At 71.0% G+C, this 22,839-nt stretch carries 16 protein-coding genes; 9 read left to right on the top strand and 7 right to left on the bottom strand.

Features of this window, described 5'->3' with window-relative positions:
- Positions 1-83 precede the first annotated feature (83 nt).
- From ACWCP6_RS08855 to ACWCP6_RS08840, 4 genes are all read left to right on the top strand, one after another.
- Complete coding sequence (locus tag ACWCP6_RS08855; protein WP_450931682.1) at positions 84-1,013, top strand: MerR family transcriptional regulator; 930 nt, start codon at positions 84-86, stop codon at positions 1,011-1,013.
- 175 nt (positions 1,014-1,188) lie between these two features.
- Positions 1,189-1,737, top strand: a complete 549-nt coding sequence (locus ACWCP6_RS08850) for an RNA 2'-phosphotransferase (RefSeq protein ID WP_450931681.1) — start codon at positions 1,189-1,191, stop codon at positions 1,735-1,737.
- Positions 1,738-2,029: 292 nt separating this feature from the next.
- On the top strand, positions 2,030-2,959 hold the full coding sequence (locus tag ACWCP6_RS08845; RefSeq protein ID WP_450931680.1) for an LLM class flavin-dependent oxidoreductase: 930 nt from the start codon (positions 2,030-2,032) through the stop codon (positions 2,957-2,959).
- Positions 2,960-3,117: 158 nt separating this feature from the next.
- The gene (locus ACWCP6_RS08840; protein WP_450931679.1) at positions 3,118-4,002 is read left to right on the top strand and encodes a Cof-type HAD-IIB family hydrolase; all 885 of its coding nucleotides are present in this window, start codon (positions 3,118-3,120) and stop codon (positions 4,000-4,002) included.
- Between the two features lie 229 nt (positions 4,003-4,231).
- On the opposite strand, the gene ACWCP6_RS08835 is transcribed toward ACWCP6_RS08840, so the two are convergent.
- From ACWCP6_RS08835 to ACWCP6_RS08820, 4 genes are all read right to left on the bottom strand, one after another.
- Entirely contained in the window at positions 4,232-5,875 is a 1,644-nt protein-coding gene (locus ACWCP6_RS08835; RefSeq protein WP_450931678.1) for a sensor histidine kinase, read from the bottom strand.
- A gap of 62 nt (positions 5,876-5,937) precedes the next feature.
- The gene (gene cydD / locus ACWCP6_RS08830) at positions 5,938-9,546 is read right to left on the bottom strand and encodes a thiol reductant ABC exporter subunit CydD (protein ID WP_450931677.1); all 3,609 of its coding nucleotides are present in this window, start codon (positions 9,544-9,546) and stop codon (positions 5,938-5,940) included.
- A gap of 148 nt (positions 9,547-9,694) precedes the next feature.
- Entirely contained in the window at positions 9,695-10,699 is a 1,005-nt protein-coding gene (gene cydB, locus ACWCP6_RS08825) for a cytochrome d ubiquinol oxidase subunit II (protein ID WP_450931676.1), read from the bottom strand.
- An 18-nt stretch (positions 10,700-10,717) separates the two neighbouring features.
- A complete protein-coding gene (locus ACWCP6_RS08820) occupies positions 10,718-12,226 on the bottom strand; it encodes a cytochrome ubiquinol oxidase subunit I (RefSeq protein WP_450931675.1) in 1,509 nt (502 codons plus the stop codon).
- Between the two features lie 282 nt (positions 12,227-12,508).
- Here ACWCP6_RS08820 and ACWCP6_RS08815 point away from each other — a divergent pair, with 282 nt between their 5' ends.
- Positions 12,509-12,901 carry a cyclophilin-like fold protein gene (locus ACWCP6_RS08815; protein ID WP_450931934.1) on the top strand — a complete coding sequence of 131 codons (393 nt, stop codon included), beginning with the start codon at positions 12,509-12,511 and terminating at the stop codon, positions 12,899-12,901.
- Between the two features lie 65 nt (positions 12,902-12,966).
- On the opposite strand, the gene hisC is transcribed toward ACWCP6_RS08815, so the two are convergent.
- Positions 12,967-14,046, bottom strand: a complete 1,080-nt coding sequence (gene hisC / locus ACWCP6_RS08810; RefSeq protein ID WP_450931674.1) for a histidinol-phosphate transaminase — start codon at positions 14,044-14,046, stop codon at positions 12,967-12,969.
- Positions 14,047-14,736: 690 nt separating this feature from the next.
- Between hisC and ACWCP6_RS08805 the strand changes: the two genes are divergently transcribed.
- From ACWCP6_RS08805 to ACWCP6_RS08795, 3 genes are all read left to right on the top strand, one after another.
- A complete protein-coding gene (locus ACWCP6_RS08805) occupies positions 14,737-15,849 on the top strand; it encodes a LacI family DNA-binding transcriptional regulator (protein ID WP_450931673.1) in 1,113 nt (370 codons plus the stop codon).
- Between the two features lie 304 nt (positions 15,850-16,153).
- Positions 16,154-17,380 (top strand): metallophosphoesterase, encoded by a 1,227-nt coding sequence (locus ACWCP6_RS08800; RefSeq protein ID WP_450931672.1) that lies wholly within the window; start codon positions 16,154-16,156, stop codon positions 17,378-17,380.
- A gap of 182 nt (positions 17,381-17,562) precedes the next feature.
- Positions 17,563-18,429, top strand: a complete 867-nt coding sequence (locus ACWCP6_RS08795) for a hypothetical protein (RefSeq protein ID WP_450931671.1) — start codon at positions 17,563-17,565, stop codon at positions 18,427-18,429.
- Between the two features lie 101 nt (positions 18,430-18,530).
- Here ACWCP6_RS08795 and thiC read toward each other — a convergent pair whose 3' ends face one another.
- The gene (gene thiC / locus ACWCP6_RS08790; protein ID WP_450931670.1) at positions 18,531-20,333 is read right to left on the bottom strand and encodes a phosphomethylpyrimidine synthase ThiC; all 1,803 of its coding nucleotides are present in this window, start codon (positions 20,331-20,333) and stop codon (positions 18,531-18,533) included.
- Between the two features lie 190 nt (positions 20,334-20,523).
- On the opposite strand from thiC, the gene ACWCP6_RS08785 reads away from it, so the two are divergent.
- A complete protein-coding gene (locus ACWCP6_RS08785; RefSeq protein WP_450931669.1) occupies positions 20,524-22,044 on the top strand; it encodes a YibE/F family protein in 1,521 nt (506 codons plus the stop codon).
- A 352-nt stretch (positions 22,045-22,396) separates the two neighbouring features.
- Here the strand turns inward: ACWCP6_RS08785 and ACWCP6_RS08780 are convergent, their stop codons facing one another.
- Complete coding sequence (locus tag ACWCP6_RS08780; RefSeq protein WP_450931668.1) at positions 22,397-22,834, bottom strand: SsgA family sporulation/cell division regulator; 438 nt, start codon at positions 22,832-22,834, stop codon at positions 22,397-22,399.
- Positions 22,835-22,839: the final 5 nt, after the last annotated feature.

The following is a 22,839-nucleotide window of genomic DNA, read 5'->3' as shown; positions in this document are numbered from 1 at the left end:
GGTGGGGAGGTGCGGCGAAGGGCGCGGGGGTCGGGGCGCGAGACCGGCGGGGGTGCGGGTGCGGGAAGGGAGGAGACGGGACCGTGAACGACGACCCGGCGAAAGCCGCGTACCGCATAGAGGACCTGGCCCGGCACAGCGGCGCCACGGTCCGGACCATCCGCGCCTACGCGGACCGCGGTCTGCTCCCCCGCCCGGAACGCCGCGGCCGGGCCAATGTGTACGGCGACGCCCATCTGCAACGGCTCCGCCGGATCGCCGCCCTTCTGGACCGGGGCTACACCCTGGCCTCGATCAAGGAGTTGCTGGAGGCCTGGGAAGGCGGCCGCGGCCTCGCCGGAGTCCTGGGTCTCGTCGCCGAGGTGGACGGTCCGTGGACCGACGAGGAGGCCGTCCGGATCACCCGTGCCGAGCTGGACGAGCACTTCGGCGGCACGTCCGACGAGGCTGCGGTGACCGAGGCGCTCGAACTCGGTGTTCTGGAGCGGGTCCCGGGCCGCGACGACGAGTTCCTGGTGCCCAGCCCCCAAGAGCTCTCGGTGGCGGCCGAGTTGCACGCGGCAGGCGTTCCCCTGTCGGCGATCTCCACCCATCTGCGGGAGTTGAGGGTCCAGGTGGAGCACATCGCCTCACGTTTCCTGGAGTTCACGACCGAGCATGTCTTCGCCCGCTACCTGGGAGGCCAGCACCCGCCGACCGACGCGGACGCGGCCGAGGCGGCGACTCTGGTCCGCAGGCTGCGACCGCTCGCCCGGCAGACGGTGGACGCCGAACTTGCCCGGGCGATGCGGTTGTTCGCTACCCATCGTCTACGCCACCACCTGGAGGCGAGCACTGCGTCGCCGGCAGCCGATCAGCCCGTGTACGTGGCGCTTCCCGCGGCGACAATCCGCGCCGTACAGGAACTGGTTGGCTCCGAGCAGGCCGCCGCGTTCATCGCATCGGCCGCCGAACGCGAGGTCCATGCAAGAGCATTGGACGCGATCGTCTCATCAACCAGCAAAGGGAGGTAACTTGCACAAAAGCCTTTAATCCGCCGCCCATTGTCCACAGAATCGCCAATTCGGCTGTGGATAAGCCTAGTTGGCTGTGGATCAAACATCGAGGCGTCCATATTTCCGGTGAATCCCTGTCGGCTGCACCCCAAATTGAGATGCGTGCCGGAGGCCGCGGCGGCACGCTGGCGCGATGGACGAAAGACGCACCGTGAAGGTGTCGAAATACCTGTCGAAACACCTCCGGCACCAGCCGGAGCGGATCGGGATCACGCTCGACGAGGGCGGCTGGGTGCGGATCGACACCCTGATCGAGGCGGCGGCCGCACACGGATTCCGCTTCACCCGGGCGGAACTGGACCATGTGGTCGCCGTCAACGACAAGCAGCGCTTCGCGGTCGAGGGAGACCGTATCCGCGCCAGCCAGGGACACACCGTCGAGATCGATCTCGGGCTGGCCCCCGCCATTCCGCCCGAGTACCTGTACCACGGCACCGTGGCCCGCAATCTGGACGCCATCCGCACGGAAGGCCTGAGGCCGATGGCCCGGCACGACGTGCATCTCTCACCCGACCGGGAAACGGCGACACGGGTCGGTGCGCGGCGCGGGCGGCCGGTCGTGCTCGCCGTCCACGCGGGCGCGATGCACCGGGACGGCCTCGAATTCCGGGTCAGCGCGAACGGCGTCTGGCTCACCGCCGCCGTACCGCCGCGCTATCTGCGCTTCCCAGGCGACCACTGAGCGGCACGGCCCCGGGATCGCCCGGTCGGCGGCGCGGGACCCACTCCCAGGACAAGGGCTCTTCCGGCGCGGACTTTGACGACACTAGCCCGCACTCCGGTTCCGGGCGGTGTGGGACGCGTCACCACGGCCCGGCCGCTCCGGCACACCGTCCGGACGCCGCTCATCCGCCGGACACCGGCCGCGCACAGGGGGAAAAGGGCCGGTCGCCCTCGGACCCCGGGTCCATCCCCGGGAGCGCTGAGACCCAGGCCACGTCGGGTCGCCTGCGCGCCCGCTTACCCTCGAATGCATGAGTCTGCGCCTGAGCACCGTGATCCTTCCGTACCGTCGCTGGAACGAGGGCAGCCGCGCCGCCTGGGTACGGGCGGAGGAGCTGGGTTTCCACACCGCGTACACCTACGACCACCTGGCCTGGCGCAGTTTCCGCGACGGCCCCTGGTTCGGCGCGATCCCGACCCTGACCGCCGCCGCTGCCGTCACCGAGCGGATGCGGCTCGGCACGCTGGTCACCTCGCCGAACTTCCGGCACCCGGTGACCCTCGCCAAGGAACTGATCTCGCTCGACGACATGTCGGGCGGCCGGATCACGCTCGGCATCGGCGCCGGCGGCAACGGCTTCGACGCCACGACACTGCGGCCGAGCGGCGAGGAGCCGTGGACCCCGCGGGAACGTGCCGACCGTTTCGGCGAGTTCGTGCCCCTGCTCGACCGGCTGCTCTCCGAGGACTCGGTGACGTACGAGGGGACCTTCTACTCGGCCAACGAGGCCCGGAACATCCCCGGCTGCGTGCAGCGCCCGCGGCTGCCGTTCGCCGTGGCCGCCACCGGCCCGCGCGGCATGAAGCTGGCGGCTCGGCACGGACAGGCGTGGGTGACCACGGGTGACCCGAAGCTGTACGCGAAGGGCACGCCGGAGCAGTCCTTCCAGGCCATTCGCGGCCAGGTGGAGAAGCTCGGCGCGGCCTGCGAGACGGTCGGGCGGGATGTGGACGAGCTCGACAAGATCCTGCTCACCGGGTTCACCCCGGACTTCCGCCCCGGCACCGACGCGAAGAAGCCCCTGGACTCCCTCGAGGCGTTCGTCGATTTCGCCGGTCGCCATGCCGAGCTGGGCTTCACCGAGATCGTCGTCCACTGGCCCATACCCGACTCGGACTTCGCCGCGGACCAGACCGTCTTCGAACGGATCGCCACGGAGGCGGCCCACAAGCTCGCTTGAGACAGCCGGCCGGCCGCGGGAACGGCCCGGGTGGCGGCACGCCGTGGAGCGCTGCCGCGGCATCTCCGTCAGGCCCCGGGGCGCACCGAAGGTGCCTGGGGCCCTCCCCGTGCCGGCCGGTCTCAAATGTGCGCCCTGGCGCACGCCCGTGCAGGCATATGCGGGACAATGACGACGTGACCTCAGCTACCTCCAGGCCCCGGACCGCCGGCCCCTCCGTGACGCCCCGGCTGATCGCCACAGATCTGGACGGCACCCTGCTGCGCGACGACAAATCCGTCTCGCCGCGCACGGTCGCCGCCCTCGCCGCCGCCGAAGAGGCAGGCATAGAGGTCTTCTTCGTGACGGGCCGCCCGGCCCGCTGGATGGACGTCGTCAGCGACCATGTGCACGGTCACGGCCTCGCCATCTGCGGCAACGGCGCCGCCGTCGTGGACCTGCACGGCGGCCCCGGCAGCCACCGCTTCGTCAAGATCCGCGACCTGGAGCCGGGCAACGCCCTGGACGTCGTCCGCATCCTGCGCTCCGCCGCCCCCGGTACGTCGTTCGCCGTGGAGCGGACCGGGGGCCTGCATCACGAGCCGACCTATCCGCCGCTGTTCGTGGAGCCGGGCGAGAGCGTGGCACCCGCCGAGAAGCTGCTCACCGAGATCTCGGACGTCGCGGACCAGCCCGTCCTGAAGCTGCTGGCCCACCATGCCGAGCTGTCCCCGGACGCGTTTCTGGCGCTGGCCCGCGCGGCCGTGGGGGAGCGCGCCGTCATCACCCGGTCCAGCCCGAGTGCGCTGCTGGAGATCAGCGGCCCCGGTGTCTCCAAGGCCAGCACCCTGGCCCTGTGCTGCGCCGAGCGCGGCATCCGCCCCGAAGAGGTCGTCGCCTTCGGTGACATGCCCAACGACGTCGAGATGCTGAGCTGGGCGGGAACCTCGTACGCCATGGGCAACGCGCACCCCGCCGTGGTCGCCGCCGCCTCCGGCCACACGGTCGCCAACAACGACGACGGGGTGGCCGTGGTGATCGAGCGCATCCTCGCGTCGGTGTAGCGGAGTCCGCCGGGGCGGCTTCGCGGAGGGGCCGTGGGCGGGACGCCGAACGGCGGCGTCCCGGCAGGCGACCCGGTAGGCGGCTCCCGGGAGGCGACCGAGCACGGCGGCTCCCGCAGGCGAGTCGCTACGGCGGCTCCGGCAGGCAAATCCGTACGGCGAGACACAACGGCGGCTCCCGGGGGGCGAGTCCCTACGGCGAGTCCGTGCGGTGACTCCGGCAGGCAAGTCAGTACGGCGCCTGCCACACCACCGTCGTTCCGCCGTCTCCCCCGGCGTCGTACCAGCTGCCGCCGCCCAGGGACTCGGCGCGCCGCTTGAGGTTCTTCAGTCCGCTGCGGCGGCCGCCGGCGGGAATGCCGACGCCGTCGTCGGTCACGGTCAGGCGCACCCCGGTCCTGCCGTCCGGCAGAACCGCCGTCGCGTCGACGACGACGTCTATCCGGGACGCCCGGGCATGCCGGAAGGCATTGGAAAGGGCCTCGCGCAGGGCGGCGATGAGGTTCTTGCCGGTGACTTCGCCGACGGCGGCGTCCACCGGGCCGACGAACCGGTGCGCGGGCTTGAAACCGAGCGGCACGGCCGCCATGTTGATCTCCCGCAGCACCCGCGCGGACAGCACCGACGGTGCCCGGGCGGGCTCCTGCTGCAGGGCGAAGACGGCCGAGCGGATCTCCTGGATGGTCACGTCCAGCTCGTCGACCGCCTTGCCGACACCCCGGCGCACCTCCGGCACCGCGGCTCGGCGCTGCGCGCTCTCCAGCATCATCCCGGTGGCGAACAGCCGCTGGATGACCAGGTCGTGGAGATCGCGCGCGATCCGGTCGCGGTCCTCGAAGACGGCCAGCCGCTCCCGGTCGCGCTGCGTCTCGGCCATCTTCAGCGCGAGCGCGGCCTGCGAGGCGAACTGCGTCGCCAGGGTCCGTTCGGCCTGGGTGTACGGGCGGGAGTCGCGCACGCGCGGCATCGCGAGCGCCCCCAGGACGCGGCCGTCGCACTGCAGGGGCAGCAGCATGACCGGCCCGTAGTGACGGGACGAATCGGTCAGCATGCGCGGGTCAGCGGCCGCGTCCTCGATGAACACGGGGTGTCCCGCGAGGAGTTCGGCGACGACGACGCTCTCCGCGGGCGCGACGAGTCCGAGCGCGACCGCCGGGCTCTCCGAGGTGACGGCGACGACCTCCAGGCCGCCCTCCTCCGCGGGCAGCAGCACGACACCGGCGGCCGAGTCGGCGAGCCGGCGTGCCTGTTCGGCGACGACCTGGAGCGCGTCCTCGGCGTCACCGCCGGACAGCAGCGCCGTGGTCACCGCGACCGAGCCGTCGATCCAGCGTTCGCGCCGCTGTGCGGCCTCGTAGAGGCGGGCGTTGCCGATGGCGATGCCCGCCTCCGTGGCCAGGACGCGGACCATGGTCAGGTCGTGGTCGTCGAACGCGGCGCCGTCCCGCTTCTCCGCCAGATACAGATTGCCGAAGACCCGCCCCTGGACATGGATCGGGACCCCGAGGAACGACCGCATCGGCGGATGGTGCGCCGGGAGGCCGCAGGAGCGGGCATCGGCCGGGAGGTCGGTGAGCAGCACCGGCTCCGGGCTGCGGATGAGGGCGCCCAGCAGGCCGCCGGGCCCGTCGGTGGGCCCGCCGACCGGCTTCGCGGTCTCCTCGTCGGCGCCGTGCTGGACGAAGTCGGTGAGGCCCTCGCCCTCCTCGGCCAGGACCCCGATCGCGGCATAGAGGCAGTCCGCCACTTCGGTGGCGGTCCTGCAGATGCGGTCCAGCGTGGCGTGCAGGTCCAGGCCGCTTCCCACGGCCCGCATCGCCTCCAACAGCTGCGGCGCCCGTACGGACACCTCATGCGACGGGACGGTCGGCATGACTTGAGACTACTTTTTCCGATGTGCCCCGGAAAACCGAAGGGGGTCGGCCTCGGTGCCGGTCACCGCAAGGGCAGCGGTACCTGGGCCCGCCCGCCCGTGCCCGACGGCTCCCCCGCCCGCCCGTCCACGGCCCGGCGCACCTTGGCCCACCGCTCCCCGGCGTCCCACATCCGCCGCAGCGGCCCCTCCTCGGCCACCAGCTCCGCGTAGGCGCCCCGCTGCACCACACGTCCCTCGTCCAGCACGATCACCTCGTCCACCGCTTCGAGCCCGGCGAGCCGGTGCGTGATGAGCACCGTCGTCCGCCCCTCCGTCGCGGCCAGCAGATCCGCGGTCAGCGCATCCGCGGTCGGCAGGTCCAGGTGCTCCGCGGGCTCGTCGAGGACGAGTACCGGGAAGTCCGCGAGCAGCACACGGGCCAGCGCGAGCCGCTGCCGCTGTCCCCCGGACAACCGTGCCCCGTGCTCGCCGACGAGCGTGTCGAGCCCGTCGGGCAGCGAGTCCGCCCAGTCCAGCAACCGCGCCCTCGCCAGCGCGTCGCGCAGCTCGGCCTCGCTCGCCCCCTTCCGAGCGAGCAGCAGGTTCTCGCGCACGGAGCTGTCGAAGAGGTGCGCGTCCTGCGCGCACAGCCCGACGAACCGGCGCACCGTGTCACCGTCGAGCGCGTACGCGTCGGTGCCGCCCAGCGTGTATGTCCCCTCGCGGGCGTCCAGGAACCGCAGCAGCACCTGCGCGAGCGTCGTCTTTCCGGCCCCGGAGGCACCGACCACCGCGATCCTGCGCCCGCGCTCCAACGTCAGATCGAGCCCGGCGAGTGCATCCCGGTCCTGCCCGCCGTGGCGGGCGCTCAGCCCGCCGATCCGCACCGGGAACGGCGACACGGGCGCCGCCGCGGGATGCTCCGGCTCCCGTACGGGAACGGGCGCGTCCAGCACCTCGAAGACCCGCTCCGCGCTCTTGCGCACCCGCTGCCGGTGCTGGACCGCGAGCGGGAGACCCATCACGGCCTCGAAGGCGGCCAGCGGCGTCAGCACGACCACCGCCATCGCAACCCCGGCGAGCCGCCCGTCCCGCACGGCCTGCGCGCCGACGACTGCCGCCGCGGTCACCGTCAGCCCGGAGGCGAGCGCCGTCAGGCCGTTGCCGAGCGCTGCCGCGGTCGCGGCACGCGCTGCGATACGCGTGAGCACCGAGTCGGCACGCCTCATGTCGGCCGTGCGCCCGGGCAGGGCGCCGGCGACGGTCGACTCGGCAGTGCCGGTGAGCAGATCGGCGACCCTGGTGGCCAGCACACCGCGCGCCGGAGCCAGCCTGCGCTCGGCACGGCGCGCCACCGCTCCCGAGAGCAGCGGCACGCCCACTCCGGCCACGAGCAGTCCTGCGGCCAGCACGGCACCGGCCTCGGGCAGCAGCCATGCGGTGAAACCGACGGACGCCACCGACACGGCGAGCGCGGCGCCGACGGGCAGCAGCCACCGCAGCCAGTAGTCCTGGAGCGCGTCCACATCGGCAACGAGCCGGGAGAGCAGATCTCCCCGGCGGGCGGTGCGCAGGCCCGCCGGGGCAAGTCGCTCCAGCCGCCGGTAGACGGCGACGCGGGTGTCGGCAAGCATCCGCAGCACCGCCTCGTGCGACACCAGACGCTCGGCGTAGCGGAAGACGGCGCGGCCGATGCCGAAGGCCCGGGTCGCCGTGACGGCCACCATCAGATACAGCACCGGCGGCTGCTGCGACGCCCGCGAGATCAGCCACCCCGAGGTGGCCATCAGTCCGACGGCACTGCCGAGGGCGAGACCGCCGAGCAGCAGCGCTAGCGCGAGCCGGGCGCGGTGGGCCCGGGCCAGAGCGCGCACCCGGGCGAACGGCCCGGCTCCACCGGGGACCCCCCGCGCCGCGGAGGGTTGGGGATGCGGGCCGGCGGAGGGGCCGGGGTGCGCATCCTCTTCGGAGGGCAGGAGGGCCGCGGCACCGGAGGGGGGCGGGGTGTTCGAGTCCGCCGGTGCCGGAGAGCGCGGGGCGGGGGGAGCGGGGACCACTCCCGGCTCCGCAAGCCGCACCACTCTGTCGGCCACGGTCAGGAGCGCGGGCCGGTGGACGACCAGCAGCACGGTCCGGCCCGCGGCGAGCCGGCGGACGGCGTCCACCACCTCCGCCTCGGTGGCCCCGTCCAGGGAAGCCGTCGGCTCGTCCAGCAACAGCACCGGACGGTCGGCGAGGAATGCGCGCGCCAGGGCGAGCCGCTGCCGCTGCCCGGCCGACAGCCCGGCCCCGTCCTCACCTAGCACCGTGTCGGCCCCGTTCGGCAGCGCCTCCACGAAGTCGAGTGCCCCGGCATCCGCCAGCGCGCCGCGCACCGCCGCATCGTCCGCCCCGGGCCGCGCCATCCGTACGTTCTCGGCGATCGACCCCGCGTGGAGATGGGGCCGCTGCGGCACCCACGCGATCTGTTCGTGCCACCGTTCCGGGGCTATGTCCTTGAGGTCGGTGCCCCCGACCCGGATCCGCCCGCCCCCGGGGCGTACGAACCCCAACGCAACCGCGAGGAGCGTCGACTTGCCCACCCCGCTGGGCCCGACGAGCGCGACGGTCTCACCCGGCGCGACGGTGAAGGACACATCCGACACCGCGTCGTCGGACCGGCCGGGGTAGCGGACCGTCACGCCCTCGAAGCTGATCGCACCGGTCGGGGCGGGCAGGGTGCCGGACGGCGGCAGCGGCGTCTCGAGCACCTCGAAGATCTCCTCGGCGGCGGACAGCCCCTCCGCGGCCGCGTGGTACTGCGCGCCGACCTGGCGTACCGGCAGATAGGCCTCGGGGGCGAGCACCAGGATTACCAGGCCGATGTACAGGTCCATCTCGCCGTGCACGAGCCGCATGCCGATGGTGACGGCCACCAGAGCGACGGACAACGTCGACAGCAGCTCCAGTGCGAACGACGACAGAAAGGCGATCCGCAGCGTCCGTATGGTCGCCCGGCGGTATTCGGCGGTGATGCACCGGATCGACTCGGCCTGTGCCTTGGCCCGGCCGAACACCTTCAGTGTCGGCAGCCCGGCCACAACATCGAGGAAGTGCCCCGACAGCCGTGACAGCAGCCGCCACTGACGGTCCATCCGGGACTGTGTGGCCCAGCCGATCAGCACCATGAAGAGGGGGATGAGCGGGAGCGTGCCGACGATGATCGCCGCAGAGACCCAGTCCTCGGTGACGATCCTCGCCAGCACGGCGGCCGGCACCACCACCGCAAGCCCCAACTGCGGCAGATAGCGCGCGAAATAGTCGTCCAGCGCATCCACACCACGCGTGGCGAGCGCGATGAGCGAACCGGTGCGCTGTCCGCTCAGCCACCCGGGGCCGAGCTGTGTCGCGCGCTCCAGCAAGCGCCCGCGCAGCTCCGACTTGACCGCCGCGCTCGCCCGGTGCGCGGCCAGTTCGGTGAGCCAGCCGATGAGCGCCCGGCCCAGCGCCACCGCCGCCAGCAGCATGAGCGGCGTCCGCAGGCCGGAGACCGACAGTCCGTGCTGGAAGGCCCCGACCACGACGTCGGCGATGAGCATCGCCTGGGCGACGACCAGGCCTGCCCCGGCCAGGCCGAGGACCACCACCGCCATCAGGAAGAGGCGGGTGGCTCGGGCGTAGCGGAGCAGGCGCGGGTCGATCGGTTTCACGTGAAACACCCTCTGATCTGCGGATGCGTTTCACGTGAAACACATCCCGGGGTTGAGCGGACGAGTGCATCGCACTCGGCATGGGCTGATGCCTACGGATCGGGTCGGATCAGCTCTCGCGAGCCCGGCCTGAGCCGCAGGACACCTCCTAGTGCGCGGCGTCGGCGATGTGCTGCGTGCCGATCCGCTTGCGGAACACCCAGTAGGTCCACGACTGGTAGAGCAGCACCAACGGGGTGGCGATCGCTGCGCACCAGGTCATGATCTTCAGGGTGTAGGGGCTCGACGAGGCGTTGGAGACCGTGAGGCTCCACTCCGGGTTGAGCGAGGACGGCATGACGTTCGGGAAGAGCGTCAGGAAGAGCATCGTGACGGCCGCCGCGATGGTGATGCCCGACAGTGCGAACGACCAGCCCTCACGGCCTGCAAGGTTCGCCCCGAGCGCCGCGACGAGCGCGACGACGGCCACGATCATGGCGACCAGGCTCGTGCCGTCGCCCCGGTCGACCTGCGTCCAGACCAGAAAGCCGAGGGCCAGGACGGCCGCCACCAGACCGAGCCGGGTGGCGAGTGCGCGTGCCCGGTCCCGGATGTCGCCGACCGTCTTGAGCGCGGTGAACACCGCACCGTGGAAGGTGAACAGCGTCAGCGTCACCAGACCGCCCAGCAGGGCATAGGGGTTGAACAGATCCCCGAGACTGCCCACGTACTCGAAGTTCTTGTCGATCTTCACGCCGTGGACGATGTTGCCGAAGGCCACGCCCCACAGGAAGGCGGGAATCAGCGATGTCCAGAAGATCGCCGTCTCCCAGTTGCGCTGCCAGCGCTCCTCGGCTCGCTTGGCCCGGTACTCGAAGGCGACTCCGCGCACGATCAGACAGACCAGGATGACCAGCAGCGGCAGATAGAAGCCGGAGAACAGCGTCGCGTACCACTCGGGAAAGGCGGCGAAGGTCGCGCCGCCCGCGCTGAGCAGCCACACCTCGTTGCCGTCCCAGACGGGACCGATGGTGTTGATCAACACCCGCTTCTCGGTCCGGCCGCGGGCGAGCAGCTTGGTGAGGACACCAACCCCGAAGTCGAAGCCCTCCAGGAAGAAGTAGCCGATCCAGAGGACCGCGATGAGCACGAACCAGACGTCGTGGAGTTCCATGTCTGCAGCTCCTCTGCCTTAGTACGAGAAGGCCATGGGCCGGTCGGCGTCGTCCCGGTCGTGTCCGCCGATCCGGGTGGGCGGGTTGAGATCCGCCTCCGTCAGCTCGGGCGGTCCCGCCTTGACGTACTTCGCGAGCAGCTTGACCTCGACGACCGCGAGCACGGCGTACAGCGTGGTGAAGACGATCATCGAGGTGATGATCTCGCCCTGCGAGACACCGGGGGAGACCGCGTGCCTGGTCTGGAGTACGCCGTAGACGACCCACGGCTGGCGGCCCATCTCGGTGAATATCCAGCCCCAGGAGTTGGCGATCAACGGGAACGCCAGCGTCCAGGTCGCGATCCGCCAGCACCAGGGGGCGAGCGTCGCACCGAGCGGCTTCTTGAACAGCACCAGATGCGGCACCTCGTCCTCGCCGACGCGCAGATGCCGCGGCAGCATGAACTTCTTCCGGGTCAGCCACAGCCCTGCGGCGCCGATGGCGAAGGACGCCATGCCGAAGCCGATCATCCAGCGGAAGCCCCAGAAGGTGACCGGGATGTTGGGCCGGTAGTCGCCGGGGCCGAACTTCTGCTGCTCGGCCTTGTTGACGTCGTTGATGCCCGGGACGTACGAGCCGAAGTCGTCGTTCGCGAGGAACGACAGCACGCCGGGGACCTCGACGGCCACGGTGTTGTGCCCCTTCTCGACATCGCCGTAGGCGAAGATCGAGAAGGGTGCGGACTTCTGGCCGTCCCACAGCGCCTCGGCCGCGGCCATCTTCATCGGCTGCTGCTTGAACATCACCTTGCCGAGGAGGTCACCGCTGACCGCAGTGAGAAGGCCGGCGATGACGACAGTGACCAGACCGAGCCGCAGCGAGGTCTTCATCACCGGGATGTGCTTCCTGCGGGCCAGATGGAAGGCGGCGATCCCGACCATGAAGGCGCCACCGGTGAGGAAGGCTGCCGCGAGCGTGTGGAACACCTGGGTGAGCGCGGTGTTCTGGGTCAGTACGGCCAGGAAGTCGGTGAGCTGGGCCCGCCCGGTGGCCTTGTCGATCTTGTAGCCCACAGGGTGCTGCATCCACGAGTTCGCCGCGAGGATGAAGTACGCCGACAGGATCGTGCCGATCGCGACCATCCAGATCGTCGCCAGGTGGATCTTCTTGGGGAGCTTGTCCCACCCGAAGATCCACAGGCCGATGAAGGTGGACTCGAAGAAGAAGGCGATGAGGGCTTCGAACGCGAGCGGGGCGCCGAAGACATCGCCGACGAAGCGCGAGTAGTCGGACCAGTTCATGCCGAACTGGAACTCCTGGACGATGCCGGTGACGACGCCCATAGCTATGTTGATCAGAAAGAGCTTGCCCCAGAACTTGGTGGCTCTGAGGTACTTCTCCTTCTCCGTCCGCACCCACGCCGTCTGCAGGCCGGCGGTGAGCGCCGCCAGCGAGATCGTCAGGGGCACGAAGAGGAAGTGGTAGACGGTCGTGATACCGAACTGCCAGCGCGCCAGCGTCTCCGGCGCCAAAGCCAGGTCCACGTCGCTTCTCCTTACCTCGGCGCGATCACAGCGGCACCATGCCCGGCCGCTTCCTGGGCGGATCGGGATCATCCGGGCAAGCTTGTGAACGCGTTCACATTCACAAGCAATTATGGCGCATGCGTCTTCGAGACCCGAACGGGGGGTCCATTTACCGGGAGGCAGTCCACATGGCGGACACTTCTGTCCGCGATGAGTGCATGCGAAGAGGGCGAAAGCGCCTGAACAGGGCCCGAGGGGCTACCGGAGAAGTTCAACATATTGTTGAATCCGGCCATGCAGATGCAGATACGGATCAGCTGGCCCGCCGGGCACATCACCGCGACCCTGGAGTCCACCCCCACCAGTGCGGCGCTCGCCGAGGCGCTGCCTCTCTCCGCCACCGCCCACACCTGGGGCGAGGAGGTCTACTTCGACACGGGCGTCAGCGTCCCGCGCGAGGCGGGCGCCCAGCAGGTCGTCGCGCCCGGCACCGTCGCCTTCTGGACCGACGGGGACGCGCTCGCCCTGCCGTACGGTCCCACGCCGATCTCGCGGGGCGAAGAATGCCGCCTCGCGAGCCCGTGCAATCTGCTCGGCACGCTCGACGGCGACCCGCGCCTGCTCGCGAGCGTGCGGAGCGGGGACCCCATCCGCGTGGAACGGGTGGGCGCCGGCCGCTCCGGAAGCGACTGAGGCCTGTCGGAGACTCCCGCCCTCCTGGCGGACGACGGGAGTTCGACGAAAGGGGCCGGACGCGTCTAGAGCTCCTTGCGGAAGGCCTCCGCCGTCTGCAGGAAGATGTCGTTGCCCTCGGGTTCGGCGATCGTCGCCCGCATGCCCTCGCCCGCGAACGGCCGCACCACCACGCCCGCGCGCTCGCATGCCGCCGCGAAGTCCATGGTCCGCTCCCCGAGGCGCAGCCACACGAAGTTCGCCTGCGTCTCGGGCACGGTCCAGCCCTGCTGGGCAAGGGCCTTGACCACCCGGTTGCGCTCGCAGACCAGCGAGCCGACCCGGCCGAGCAGCTCGTCCTCGGCACGCAGCGACGCGATCGCCGCCTCCTGGGCGATCTGGCTCACGCCGAACGGTACGGCCGTCTTGCGCAGCGCAGCGGCCACCGGCTCATGGGCGACCGCGAAGCCGACCCGCAGCCCCGCGAGCCCGTAGGCCTTGGAGAAGGTGCGCAGCACACAGACGTTCGGGCGGTCCCGGTACAGCTCCACGCCGTCCGGCACCTCCGGGTCCCTGATGAACTCCCGGTACGCCTCGTCCAGGACCACCAGAACATCGCTGGGCACCCGGTCCAGGAACCGCTCCAGCTGGGCACGGCGGACGACGGTGCCCGTGGGGTTGTTCGGGTTGCAGACGAAGATCAGCCGCGTGCGGTCGGTGATCGCGTCGGCCATCGCGTCCAGGTCGTGCACATCGCCCGGCGTCAGCGGCACCTGCACCGAGCGGGCGCCGCTGATCTGCGTGATGATCGGGTACGCCTCGAAGGACCGCCAGGCGTAGATGACCTCGTCACCCGGGCCCGCGGTGGCCTGGATGAGCTGCTGCGCGACGCCGACCGAGCCGGTGCCGGTGGCGATGTGGGTGACGGGCACGTCGAACCGGTCGGCGAGCTCGTTCATCAGCCCCGTGCACGCCATGTCCGGGTAGCGGTTGAAGGAGCCGGCCGCGGCGACCGCGGACTCCATCACCCCGGGCAGCGGCGGATACGGGTTCTCGTTGGAGGACAGCTTGTACGCGACCGGGCCGCCGGCTGCGGCGGCCTTGCCCGGCTTGTAGGTGGGGATACCCTCCAGCTCGGCGCGCAGCTTGGGGCTCGTCTCGCTCACCGCAGTCCTCCTTGTGACCAGTTCCAATACTGCTCACCTTAAGAGGATTGGGCGCCGCTGCGAATGGTCCGAGAAAAACACCTCGACGAACCCTCGGGCCGGGCGGCCACGCCGAGGCTCCCCGGAGGGCCGGGGCACCACCACGTTCCGCCGCCGGGACCGGTGCCTGGTTCAGCCGCCGTCGGGGCCTGCCTCACCCCCGGCCGGCGCCTGCCTCGGGCACGGCCCGGGGCGCTGCGGCATCCCGGCAATCGCCTGGACCCGGCACACCGCTCAGGCTCCCCGTGGGCCGAGCCGATATCCAAGTCGTCTCCCGGTGCGCGCCGGGGCCTCGGCGGGCGTTCGCCGGTCCCCGGCCCTCGCCGCGGGACCGTGCTGCCGGGGCCGGAGCCGCTTCGGAGCCGCGCGGGAACCCCCGTCCCGGCGAGGGGAGCGCGCCGCTGCGGCCGCGCGCGCCGGTGGTTCGCGCCGTGGCGCGCATCCCTCGTGAAGGTGAGTTGAGACCTCTTCGAGACATCGCTCCCCCGGCAGGAACATGCGGACCGAAAGCCACCCCAACCCTTCACCACCCCTTCAACTCCCTTACAATCAAAGGAAGTTGGGGTGGTTCTGCCTTGCAGAAACGTGCCTGTCAACGACTGAATATGCGTCCGCGCTACCCCACCGCATGAGCCCTACTATCGGCTCGCCATGACAGCAGCAGGGAAGCACCAGGTGAGCCGGGCAGAGACCTCCCGCCGGGGCAACCGGCCAGGCCGAGCGGGCATCAGAGACGTGGCCGCCGCCGCCGGTGTCTCCATCACGACGGTCTCCGACGCGCTCAACGGAAAGGGTCGGCTCCCCGACGCCACCCGCCGCCACGTCCGCGAGGTCGCCGACCGGCTGGGCTATCGCCCGTCCGCCGCGGCCCGCACCCTCCGTACCGGAAAGTCAGGACTCATCGGTCTGACCGTCACGACGTACGGGGATGAACCTTTCACCTTCACGGAATTCGCGTATTTCGCGGAGATGGCGAGAGCCGCGACCTCCGCCGCGCTGGCCCGGGGGTACGCGCTGGTGATCCTGCCGGCGACCTCCCGCCACGACGTCTGGTCGAACGTCGCGCTCGACGGCACCGTCGTGATCGACCCCTCCGACCAGGACCCGGTGGTCACCGAGCTCGTACGCCAGGGCCTGCCCGTCGTCTCGGACGGTCGGCCCGCCGGATCGCTGCCGGTCACCGCCTGGGTCGACAACGACCACGAGGCCGCGGTCCTCGACATCCTCGACCACCTCGCAGCGGCGGGCGCCCGCCGTATCGGCCTGCTCACCGGCACCAGCACGGACACCTACACCCATCTGTCCACGACGGCGTATCTCCGCTGGTGCGAGCGCGTCGGGCAGGACCCGGTGTACGAGTCGTACCCGGCACACGACCCGTGCGCCGGGGCCGTCGCCGCCGACCGGCTGCTGGCCCGCCCCGACCGGCCCGACGCCGTCTACGGTCTCTTCGACCCGAACGGCACCGATCTGCTGGCCGCGGCCCGGCGGTACGGGCTGCGCGTCCCCGACGACCTGCTGCTCGTCTGCTGCAGCGAGTCGACGGTGTACGCCAACACCGAGCCGCCGATCACCACCCTCTCCCTGAAGCCGCGTCGCATCGGAACGGCCGTCGTCCAGCTCCTCATCGACGCGATCGAGGGCGCGCACGGGGACCACCCGGTCGAGCAGGTGATACCCACCGAACTGATCGTGCGGACCTCGTCCGAGCGCCGTCCGCCGCGCACCACCGTCAGCCCGCCCCGCTCTCCGGGACGGAGCTAGCCCCCGGTTCCGGAGGCGCCGATGGCCGGCCCCGGTCGAGCGGGGCGGCCGAGGCACGGTCGTGTGATGCATCCGATGGGGAGCGCGTCCCGTCGATCGGCGAGTACGCGTCAGGTACGACAGGGCCATGACCTGCGCAATTCGGGAGAAAACCACGGTGAACCCGGGTCCGTCCCCGATTCACCACCCCTGGGTCATCACACAGCGCGAGCCACATTCCTATGATGGGCGGACGACACCGCGGGCCGCTGCGACCAGGCAGTCCGATCCGGTGCAGTTGCGGCGCAAGGTGGTGGAGGGGTCGATGACTCAGGGGGCCGGTCAGGGACCCGAGGTGCGTACGGCGACACTGCGCGATTTCCGGGTACCTGCGTACGTCCACGAGACCGGTCCGTACGAGGAGAGCACCACCGAGGCGCCCGCGCCCCCGCCCTCGTACGAAGAGACCGCCGCGCCCTCCTACGGGCAGGGCACGCCGGCCCCGCAGGGGCAGGGCATTCCGGCCCCGCAGAGCCAGGGCACGCCGGTTCCGCAGGGCCAGGGCACGCCGGTTCCGCAGGGCCAGGGCACTCCGGGCCCGTACGGAGAGGGCGAGGCCCCCGACGGGTACACGCCGACGCAGCGCGACCTCCCCGTCATCAACCGCGGCGACACCGTCCAGGTGCAGATCGCGCCCGAGGCCGTGCCACCCGCAGCGGCGGCGGCCGAGGGCCTCGGTCCGCTGTACGTGGTCGGCGATGTACACGGCTACCTCGACGAACTGCTCTCCGCCCTGCGCGAGAAGGGCCTCATCGACGCCGACGGCAGCTGGGCCGCGGGCACGGCGCGCCTGTGGTTCCTCGGTGACTTCACCGACCGCGGGCCCGACGGCATCGGGGTCATCGACCTGGTGATGCGGCTGTCCGCCGAGGCAGCGGCCGCCGGCGGCTACTGCAAGGCCCTCATGGGCAACCACGAGCTGCTGCTCCTCGGCGCCAAGCGGTTCGGGGACACCCCCGTCAACTCCGGCGCCGGCACGGCCACCTTCCAGGCCGCCTGGCTGCTCAACGGCGGACAGAAGAGCGACATGGACCGCCTCCAGGACCACCATCTGCAGTGGATGGCCCGACTCGACGCGATCGAGCTGGAGGACGACCATCTGCTCGTCCACTCGGACACCACCGCCTACCTCGACTACGGCGACTCCATCGAGGCGGTCAACGACACCGTCCGCGAAACCCTCACCCGCAACGACGCGGACGAGTGCTGGGACCTCTTCCGCAAGTTCACCAAGCGCTTCGCCTTCCGCGACGAGTCCGGATCCGAGGCGGTGCGCGAGCTCATCGGCACCTACGGCGGCAGCCGTATCGTCCATGGCCACAGCCCCATCCCCTACCTCCTCGGCGACGTCGGCTCGGAGGAGGACGAGGACAGCGGCGGCCCGGTGGTCGAAGGACCGCACATCTACGCCGACGGACTGGCCATCGCGATGGACGGCGGCGTGACCATGGCCGGAAAGCTCCTGGTCTGCCAACTTCCGCTCGACGACTGAATGTTCCGCGGGCAGGTGCCCGGGCCGAAGGATCACGCAGGCCAGGGGGCAATTTCCGGAAACCCCCTGTCACCGCGTGCCGTGACGGCTCTACCATCGGCTTATCCGTAGCAGGCTCCCCTCCGTTTCTGCCCGACGGCTCGTCACCCGTGCGAGCCCCAAGCCCTACGGAGCATCGGGGGATGCACATGAACAGCGCTCCGCACCTGCTGAGCGAGGACCGCAAGGAATACGAGCGGATCCTCGATGAGGCGCTGCGCTCCGCACCACACCGTCCCGATCTCACCGCGGTGGGCCGGCGGTTCAGCCCCGAGCAGCTGCGCGCCATGGCGCTCGGCGCCACCGCCCTGATCACGGCCGCCGCCGCGGCCGAGTACCAGCACTACGTGAAGGTCCGCGAGGACCTGCGCACGCCGGCCGGGACCACCACAGGTCCCGTCCTCGGGTCCGACGCCGCCGAAGCGGCCGGCGGGGAGGCGATCGGGCTCGTCACCACCGCCGAAGGGACCGTCGAACCCGAGGGCGCCGGGATCGTCGCCGTCCTCGCGGTGCTCGCCCCGGTCCTCGCCGGTACCGCGGCCGCGATATTCCTGCTCGTCGGCTATGTCCTCAAGATGGTCGATCCCGAACCGCAGTTCGCCCGGACCATGCTCACCACCGGGTGGGTCTTCGGTGCGATCACGGCGGCCGCGATCCTGGTCGCCGCCGTGGGACTGCTGCTCACCGCGCTGCGCAACGGCTCCACCGCTCTCCCGGCCGAGGTGGCCGGCGAGCGCGACGAGCAGGTGGAGCACGCCAGGGAGGCCTGGCGTCTGGCGCTCCTGGAGCGGGGCCTGCTGCCGTTCCTCCGGGAGACACTGGCGGATCCGGGCACGGCAGTGGCGGACCGCGCGGATCCGTCGCAGCCCGGTGGCCGGATCCCGCACCTCGGCTACCACCGTCCGGGCTTCAGCAGCCCGGACGACGGCTCCACGGGGCCGCGCCCCAGCTTCAGCAGCCCGGACTTCTCCAGCCCGGACTTCGGCGGTCCGGAACACCGGCCGGACTGAGCGGGCGCGGCGTCAACCACCGCCTGCACCGTGATGGAGGAGCCCACGCACCGAGTGGTGGAGACGGCAGCGGCCCCCGCCACTCGGTGCACGCCGAGCGGTCAGTCCGCGAGTGGCAGGTAGACCCGGTTTCCGGCCTCGGCGAACTCCTTGGACTTCTGGAGCATCCCGTCGGCGATCTCCTCAGCCGATGCTCCCTCGGTCGCCGTACCCCCGAACCGCTCGTTGATGCTCTGGCTGATCTTCATCGAGCAGAACTTCGGCCCGCACATGGAACAGAAGTGCGCGGTCTTGGCCGGCTCCGCGGGGAGCGTCTCGTCGTGGAACTCCCGGGCCGTGTCCGGGTCGAGGGCCAGGTTGAACTGGTCCTCCCACCGGAACTCGAACCGGGCGTCCGAGAGCGCGTCGTCCCACTCCTGCGCACCCGGGTGTCCCTTGGCGAGGTCGGCCGCGTGGGCGGCGATCTTGTAGGTGATGACGCCGGTCTTGACGTCGTCACGGTTGGGCAGGCCCAGGTGCTCCTTGGGCGTGACGTAGCAGAGCATGGCCGTGCCCCACCAGCCGATCATCGCGGCGCCGATACCGGAGGTGATGTGGTCGTACGCGGGCGCGATGTCCGTGGTCAGCGGGCCGAGCGTATAGAACGGAGCCTCATCGCAGATCTCCTGCTGAAGGTCGATGTTCTCCTTGATCTTGTGCATGGGGACGTGACCGGGGCCCTCGATCATCGTCTGCACATCGAAACGCTTGGCGATCCGGTTGAGTTCCCCGAGCGTCCGCAGCTCCGCGAACTGCGCCTCGTCGTTGGCGTCGGCGATGGAGCCGGGGCGCAGACCGTCCCCGAGCGAGTACGTCACGTCGTACGCCGCGAGGATCTCGCACAGCTCCTCGAAGTTCTCGTAGAGGAAGCTCTCCTTGTGGTGCGCGAGGCACCAGGCGGCCATGATCGAGCCGCCCCGCGAGACGATGCCGGTCTTGCGGTTGGCCGTGAGCGGCACATACGGCAGGCGCACGCCCGCGTGGACCGTCATGTAGTCCACGCCCTGCTCGGCCTGTTCGATGACCGTGTCCTTGTAGATCTCCCAGGTCAGTTCCTCCGCCTTGCCGTCGACCTTCTCGAGGGCCTGGTAGAGCGGCACGGTGCCGATCGGCACGGGGGAGTTGCGCAGCACCCACTCACGGGTGGTGTGGATGTTCCGCCCGGTCGAGAGGTCCATGACCGTGTCGGCGCCCCACCGGGTCGCCCAGGTCATCTTCTCGACCTCCTCCTCGATGGAGGAGGTCACCGCCGAGTTGCCGATGTTGGCGTTGACCTTCACCAGGAACCGCTTGCCGATGATCATCGGCTCGATCTCCGGGTGGTTGATGTTGGCGGGGAGCACGGCCCGGCCCGCGGCGATCTCCTCGCGGACGACCTCGGGGTCGAGGTTCTCGCGGATCGCCACGAACTCCATCTCGGGCGTGATCTCGCCCCGCCGCGCGTACGCGAGCTGGGTCACGGCCTGTCCGGGACGGCCCCGCCGGGGCTGGCGCGGCCGTCCGGGGAACACCGCGTCGAGGTTGCGCAGCCCGCCGCGCGGCGAGGTGTGCTTGATGCCGTCGTCCTCCGGGCGGACGGGACGGCCCGCGTACTCCTCGGTGTCGCCGCGCGCGATGATCCAGTTCTCCCGGAGCGGCGTCAGGCCACGGCGGACGTCGGTGTCGGCGGCCGGATCGGTGTACGGGCCCGACGTGTCGTACAGCGTCACGGACTGCCCGTTGGTGAGGTGCACCTGACGGACCGGCACGTGCAGGTCGGGGCGTGAGCCCTCGACGTACGCCTTGTGCCAGCCGATGGACTTCCCGGCCTCGGACCCGTTCCGGTCCTGGTTCGAGGCAGGCGTGCGTGCGTCCTGAACGGTCATGAGACCTACTCCCTACGCCGGCATTACCCGGTAACAGGTTCAGCGGTCGGCGCAGCTCCCAGCTCTTCGCTGTTCAGCGCCCTCTCAGCCCGGTGCTCCGAGCTCCCGCGTGTGCAAAGGTGCCCCCACGCTAGCGTCATATCGGGCGTGCTGAACAGTGGGCCCTCGCCGTTCTTGCGATGATCGGGCCGTGACCTCGACATCGCCGCCCCCCGCCCCGCCGCCCGAGCCGCCGTACGGGCAAGGACCGCCGCCCGCCCGCCGGCCCGGGCCGGACGGCCCCCGGCGCGCCCCGCAGGGCCCCGGCCCGGGCGGCCCCGGGCCGGGGCGGGAGCGCGGGCCCGGCGGCCCGGAGAACCCGCAGGAGCACGGGCCGCGCGGTCACGGCACGTCCCGCGGCCACAGCCACGGCCATGCCCACGGCCACTCCCATGCGCACGGCCCCGCCGCGCCCGTGTCCCGCCATCTGCGCAGGGTCATCGCGGCGATCCTCATCCCGTTCACGGCCGCCGTCGTCGTCGGTCTGGTGGTGCTGTGGCCCGGCGGCGCGCCCCCGCACCAGCGGACCGGGGTCGGGTTCGACCGCCAGACCCAGCAGGCGAAGGTGGTCGAGCTCGCCAAGGTGGACTGCAAGTCCGTGAACGCGTCGGGGGACACCCCGACCGGCGACACGTCCACCGCCGAGGGCAACTCGGCCCAAAGGCAACAGAAAGGTCTGTGCGGCAAGGCCACGGTCGAGGTCACGACCGGCAAGGACAAGGGCCGCACCTTCACGGAAATCGTCCAGCCGGACGCCCCGCGGCAGTTGCACACGGGGCAGCAGGTCGTCGTCGCCTATGCACCCGACGCGCCCAGGGAACTCCAGTACTCGGTCACCGACGTGAGCCGCAAGGTGCCCATGACGGTGCTCGCCGCGGTCTTCGCCATCGCGGTCGTCGTCGTGGGCCGGATGCGGGGCGTCATGGCGCTGGTCGCGCTGGCCATCAGCTTCCTGGTGCTGACCCTGTTCATCCTGCCCGCGATTCTCCAGGGCTCGAATCCGCTGCTCGTGGCGGTGGTCGGCGCGAGCGCGATCATGCTGATCGCGTTGTACATGTGCCATGGCCTGACCGCTCGCACATCCGTCGCGGTGCTGGGCACCCTGGCGTCGCTGATGCTGATCGGCGTGCTGGGTTCGGAGTTCATCGACTGGGCCGCGCTGACCGGCAACACCGACGACAACACCGGCCTGATCCACGGCCTCTACCCGTCGATCGACATGAGCGGTCTGCTGCTCGCCGGCGTGATCATCGGTTCGCTCGGGGTGCTCGACGATGTGACGGTCACCCAGACCTCGGCGGTGTGGGAGCTGCACCAGGCCGACCCGACGATGGGCTGGCGGGGCCTCTACCGCGCGGGCATCCGGATCGGCCGCGACCACATCGCCTCGGTCGTCAACACGCTGGTCCTGGCGTACGCGGGCGCCGCGCTGCCGCTGTTGCTGCTCTTCTCGATCGCGCAGAGCAGCGTCGGCACGGTGGCCAACAGCGAACTCGTCGCAGAGGAGATCGTCCGGACGCTGGTCGGTTCGATCGGTCTGGTCGCGTCGGTGCCCGTGACGACCGCGCTCGCCGCGCTGGTCGTCTCGGCGGACCGCACGTCACCGACGGACCGGACCGTGGCCGCGGGGCCCGCGGTACGCAACGGAAGGGGCCGTCGCCGCAAGCACTGACGCGTCACGGCGTCGTAGGCGCACGACGGCGCACCGGGCCGTGCGTGCGGGCCCGCACGCGGACGCGCCGAGGAGGCCTGCGAAGAGGGGGCCTGCCGAGCGTTCCGGCGGCGCCGTGGGGCGTGCACCACCGCCCGCGCGTGGGGCGGTGCACCATGCGGACCAGGCGGCCGTGCGCACCAGGCGGCTGTGGTCGCCGGCACCTCTTGGCGGGGAAGCCCTGCTGAAGCGTTACGGCACCGTGAGGCGCTCCGACGTGCGCACCAGGCCGCGCCCCCGTCGGGGGCCTGTGTGGGAAGGCCTTGGCGAAGCGTTACGGCAGGGTTGGCACACCGCGTCGTCCGCGGAGCCGTCAGCCCGCGCTCTGTTCCTCGGCGAGGATGCGGTCCAGTGTCTCGTCGATGAGCGAGTCGAAGTCCGCGAGTGCACGCTCCTGGCCCAGCGGGACGAGCCGGTCGGTGCGGTCCAGGAACGCCACCAGCGGCGCGGCCCCGACCCGGAACAGCGCCTGGTCCGGACCGACCTGAAGGCGGATGTGTACGTCCTCGGGTGCGCCGGGCGCGACGGGCGACACATGCACATCGCCGTCACCGCACGGCCCGCTCACTCCGTCGACCAGGAGTTCCCGCCCGAACGCCCAGGTCACGGGGGCATCCCCGGGCAAATGGAAGGTCAGGCGCACGGCATAGGGATCACTGGTCTCGTACCGCAGTTCCACCGGGATGCGGAAAGCGAGCTCCTCCGAGACGAGGAAGCTCATCATGACCTCTGCCTGTACCGACTCTCGCATCGCCT

Source organism: Streptomyces sp. NPDC002004, from assembly GCF_053593975.1.
This window is presented reverse-complemented; position numbering and strand designations above follow the sequence as displayed.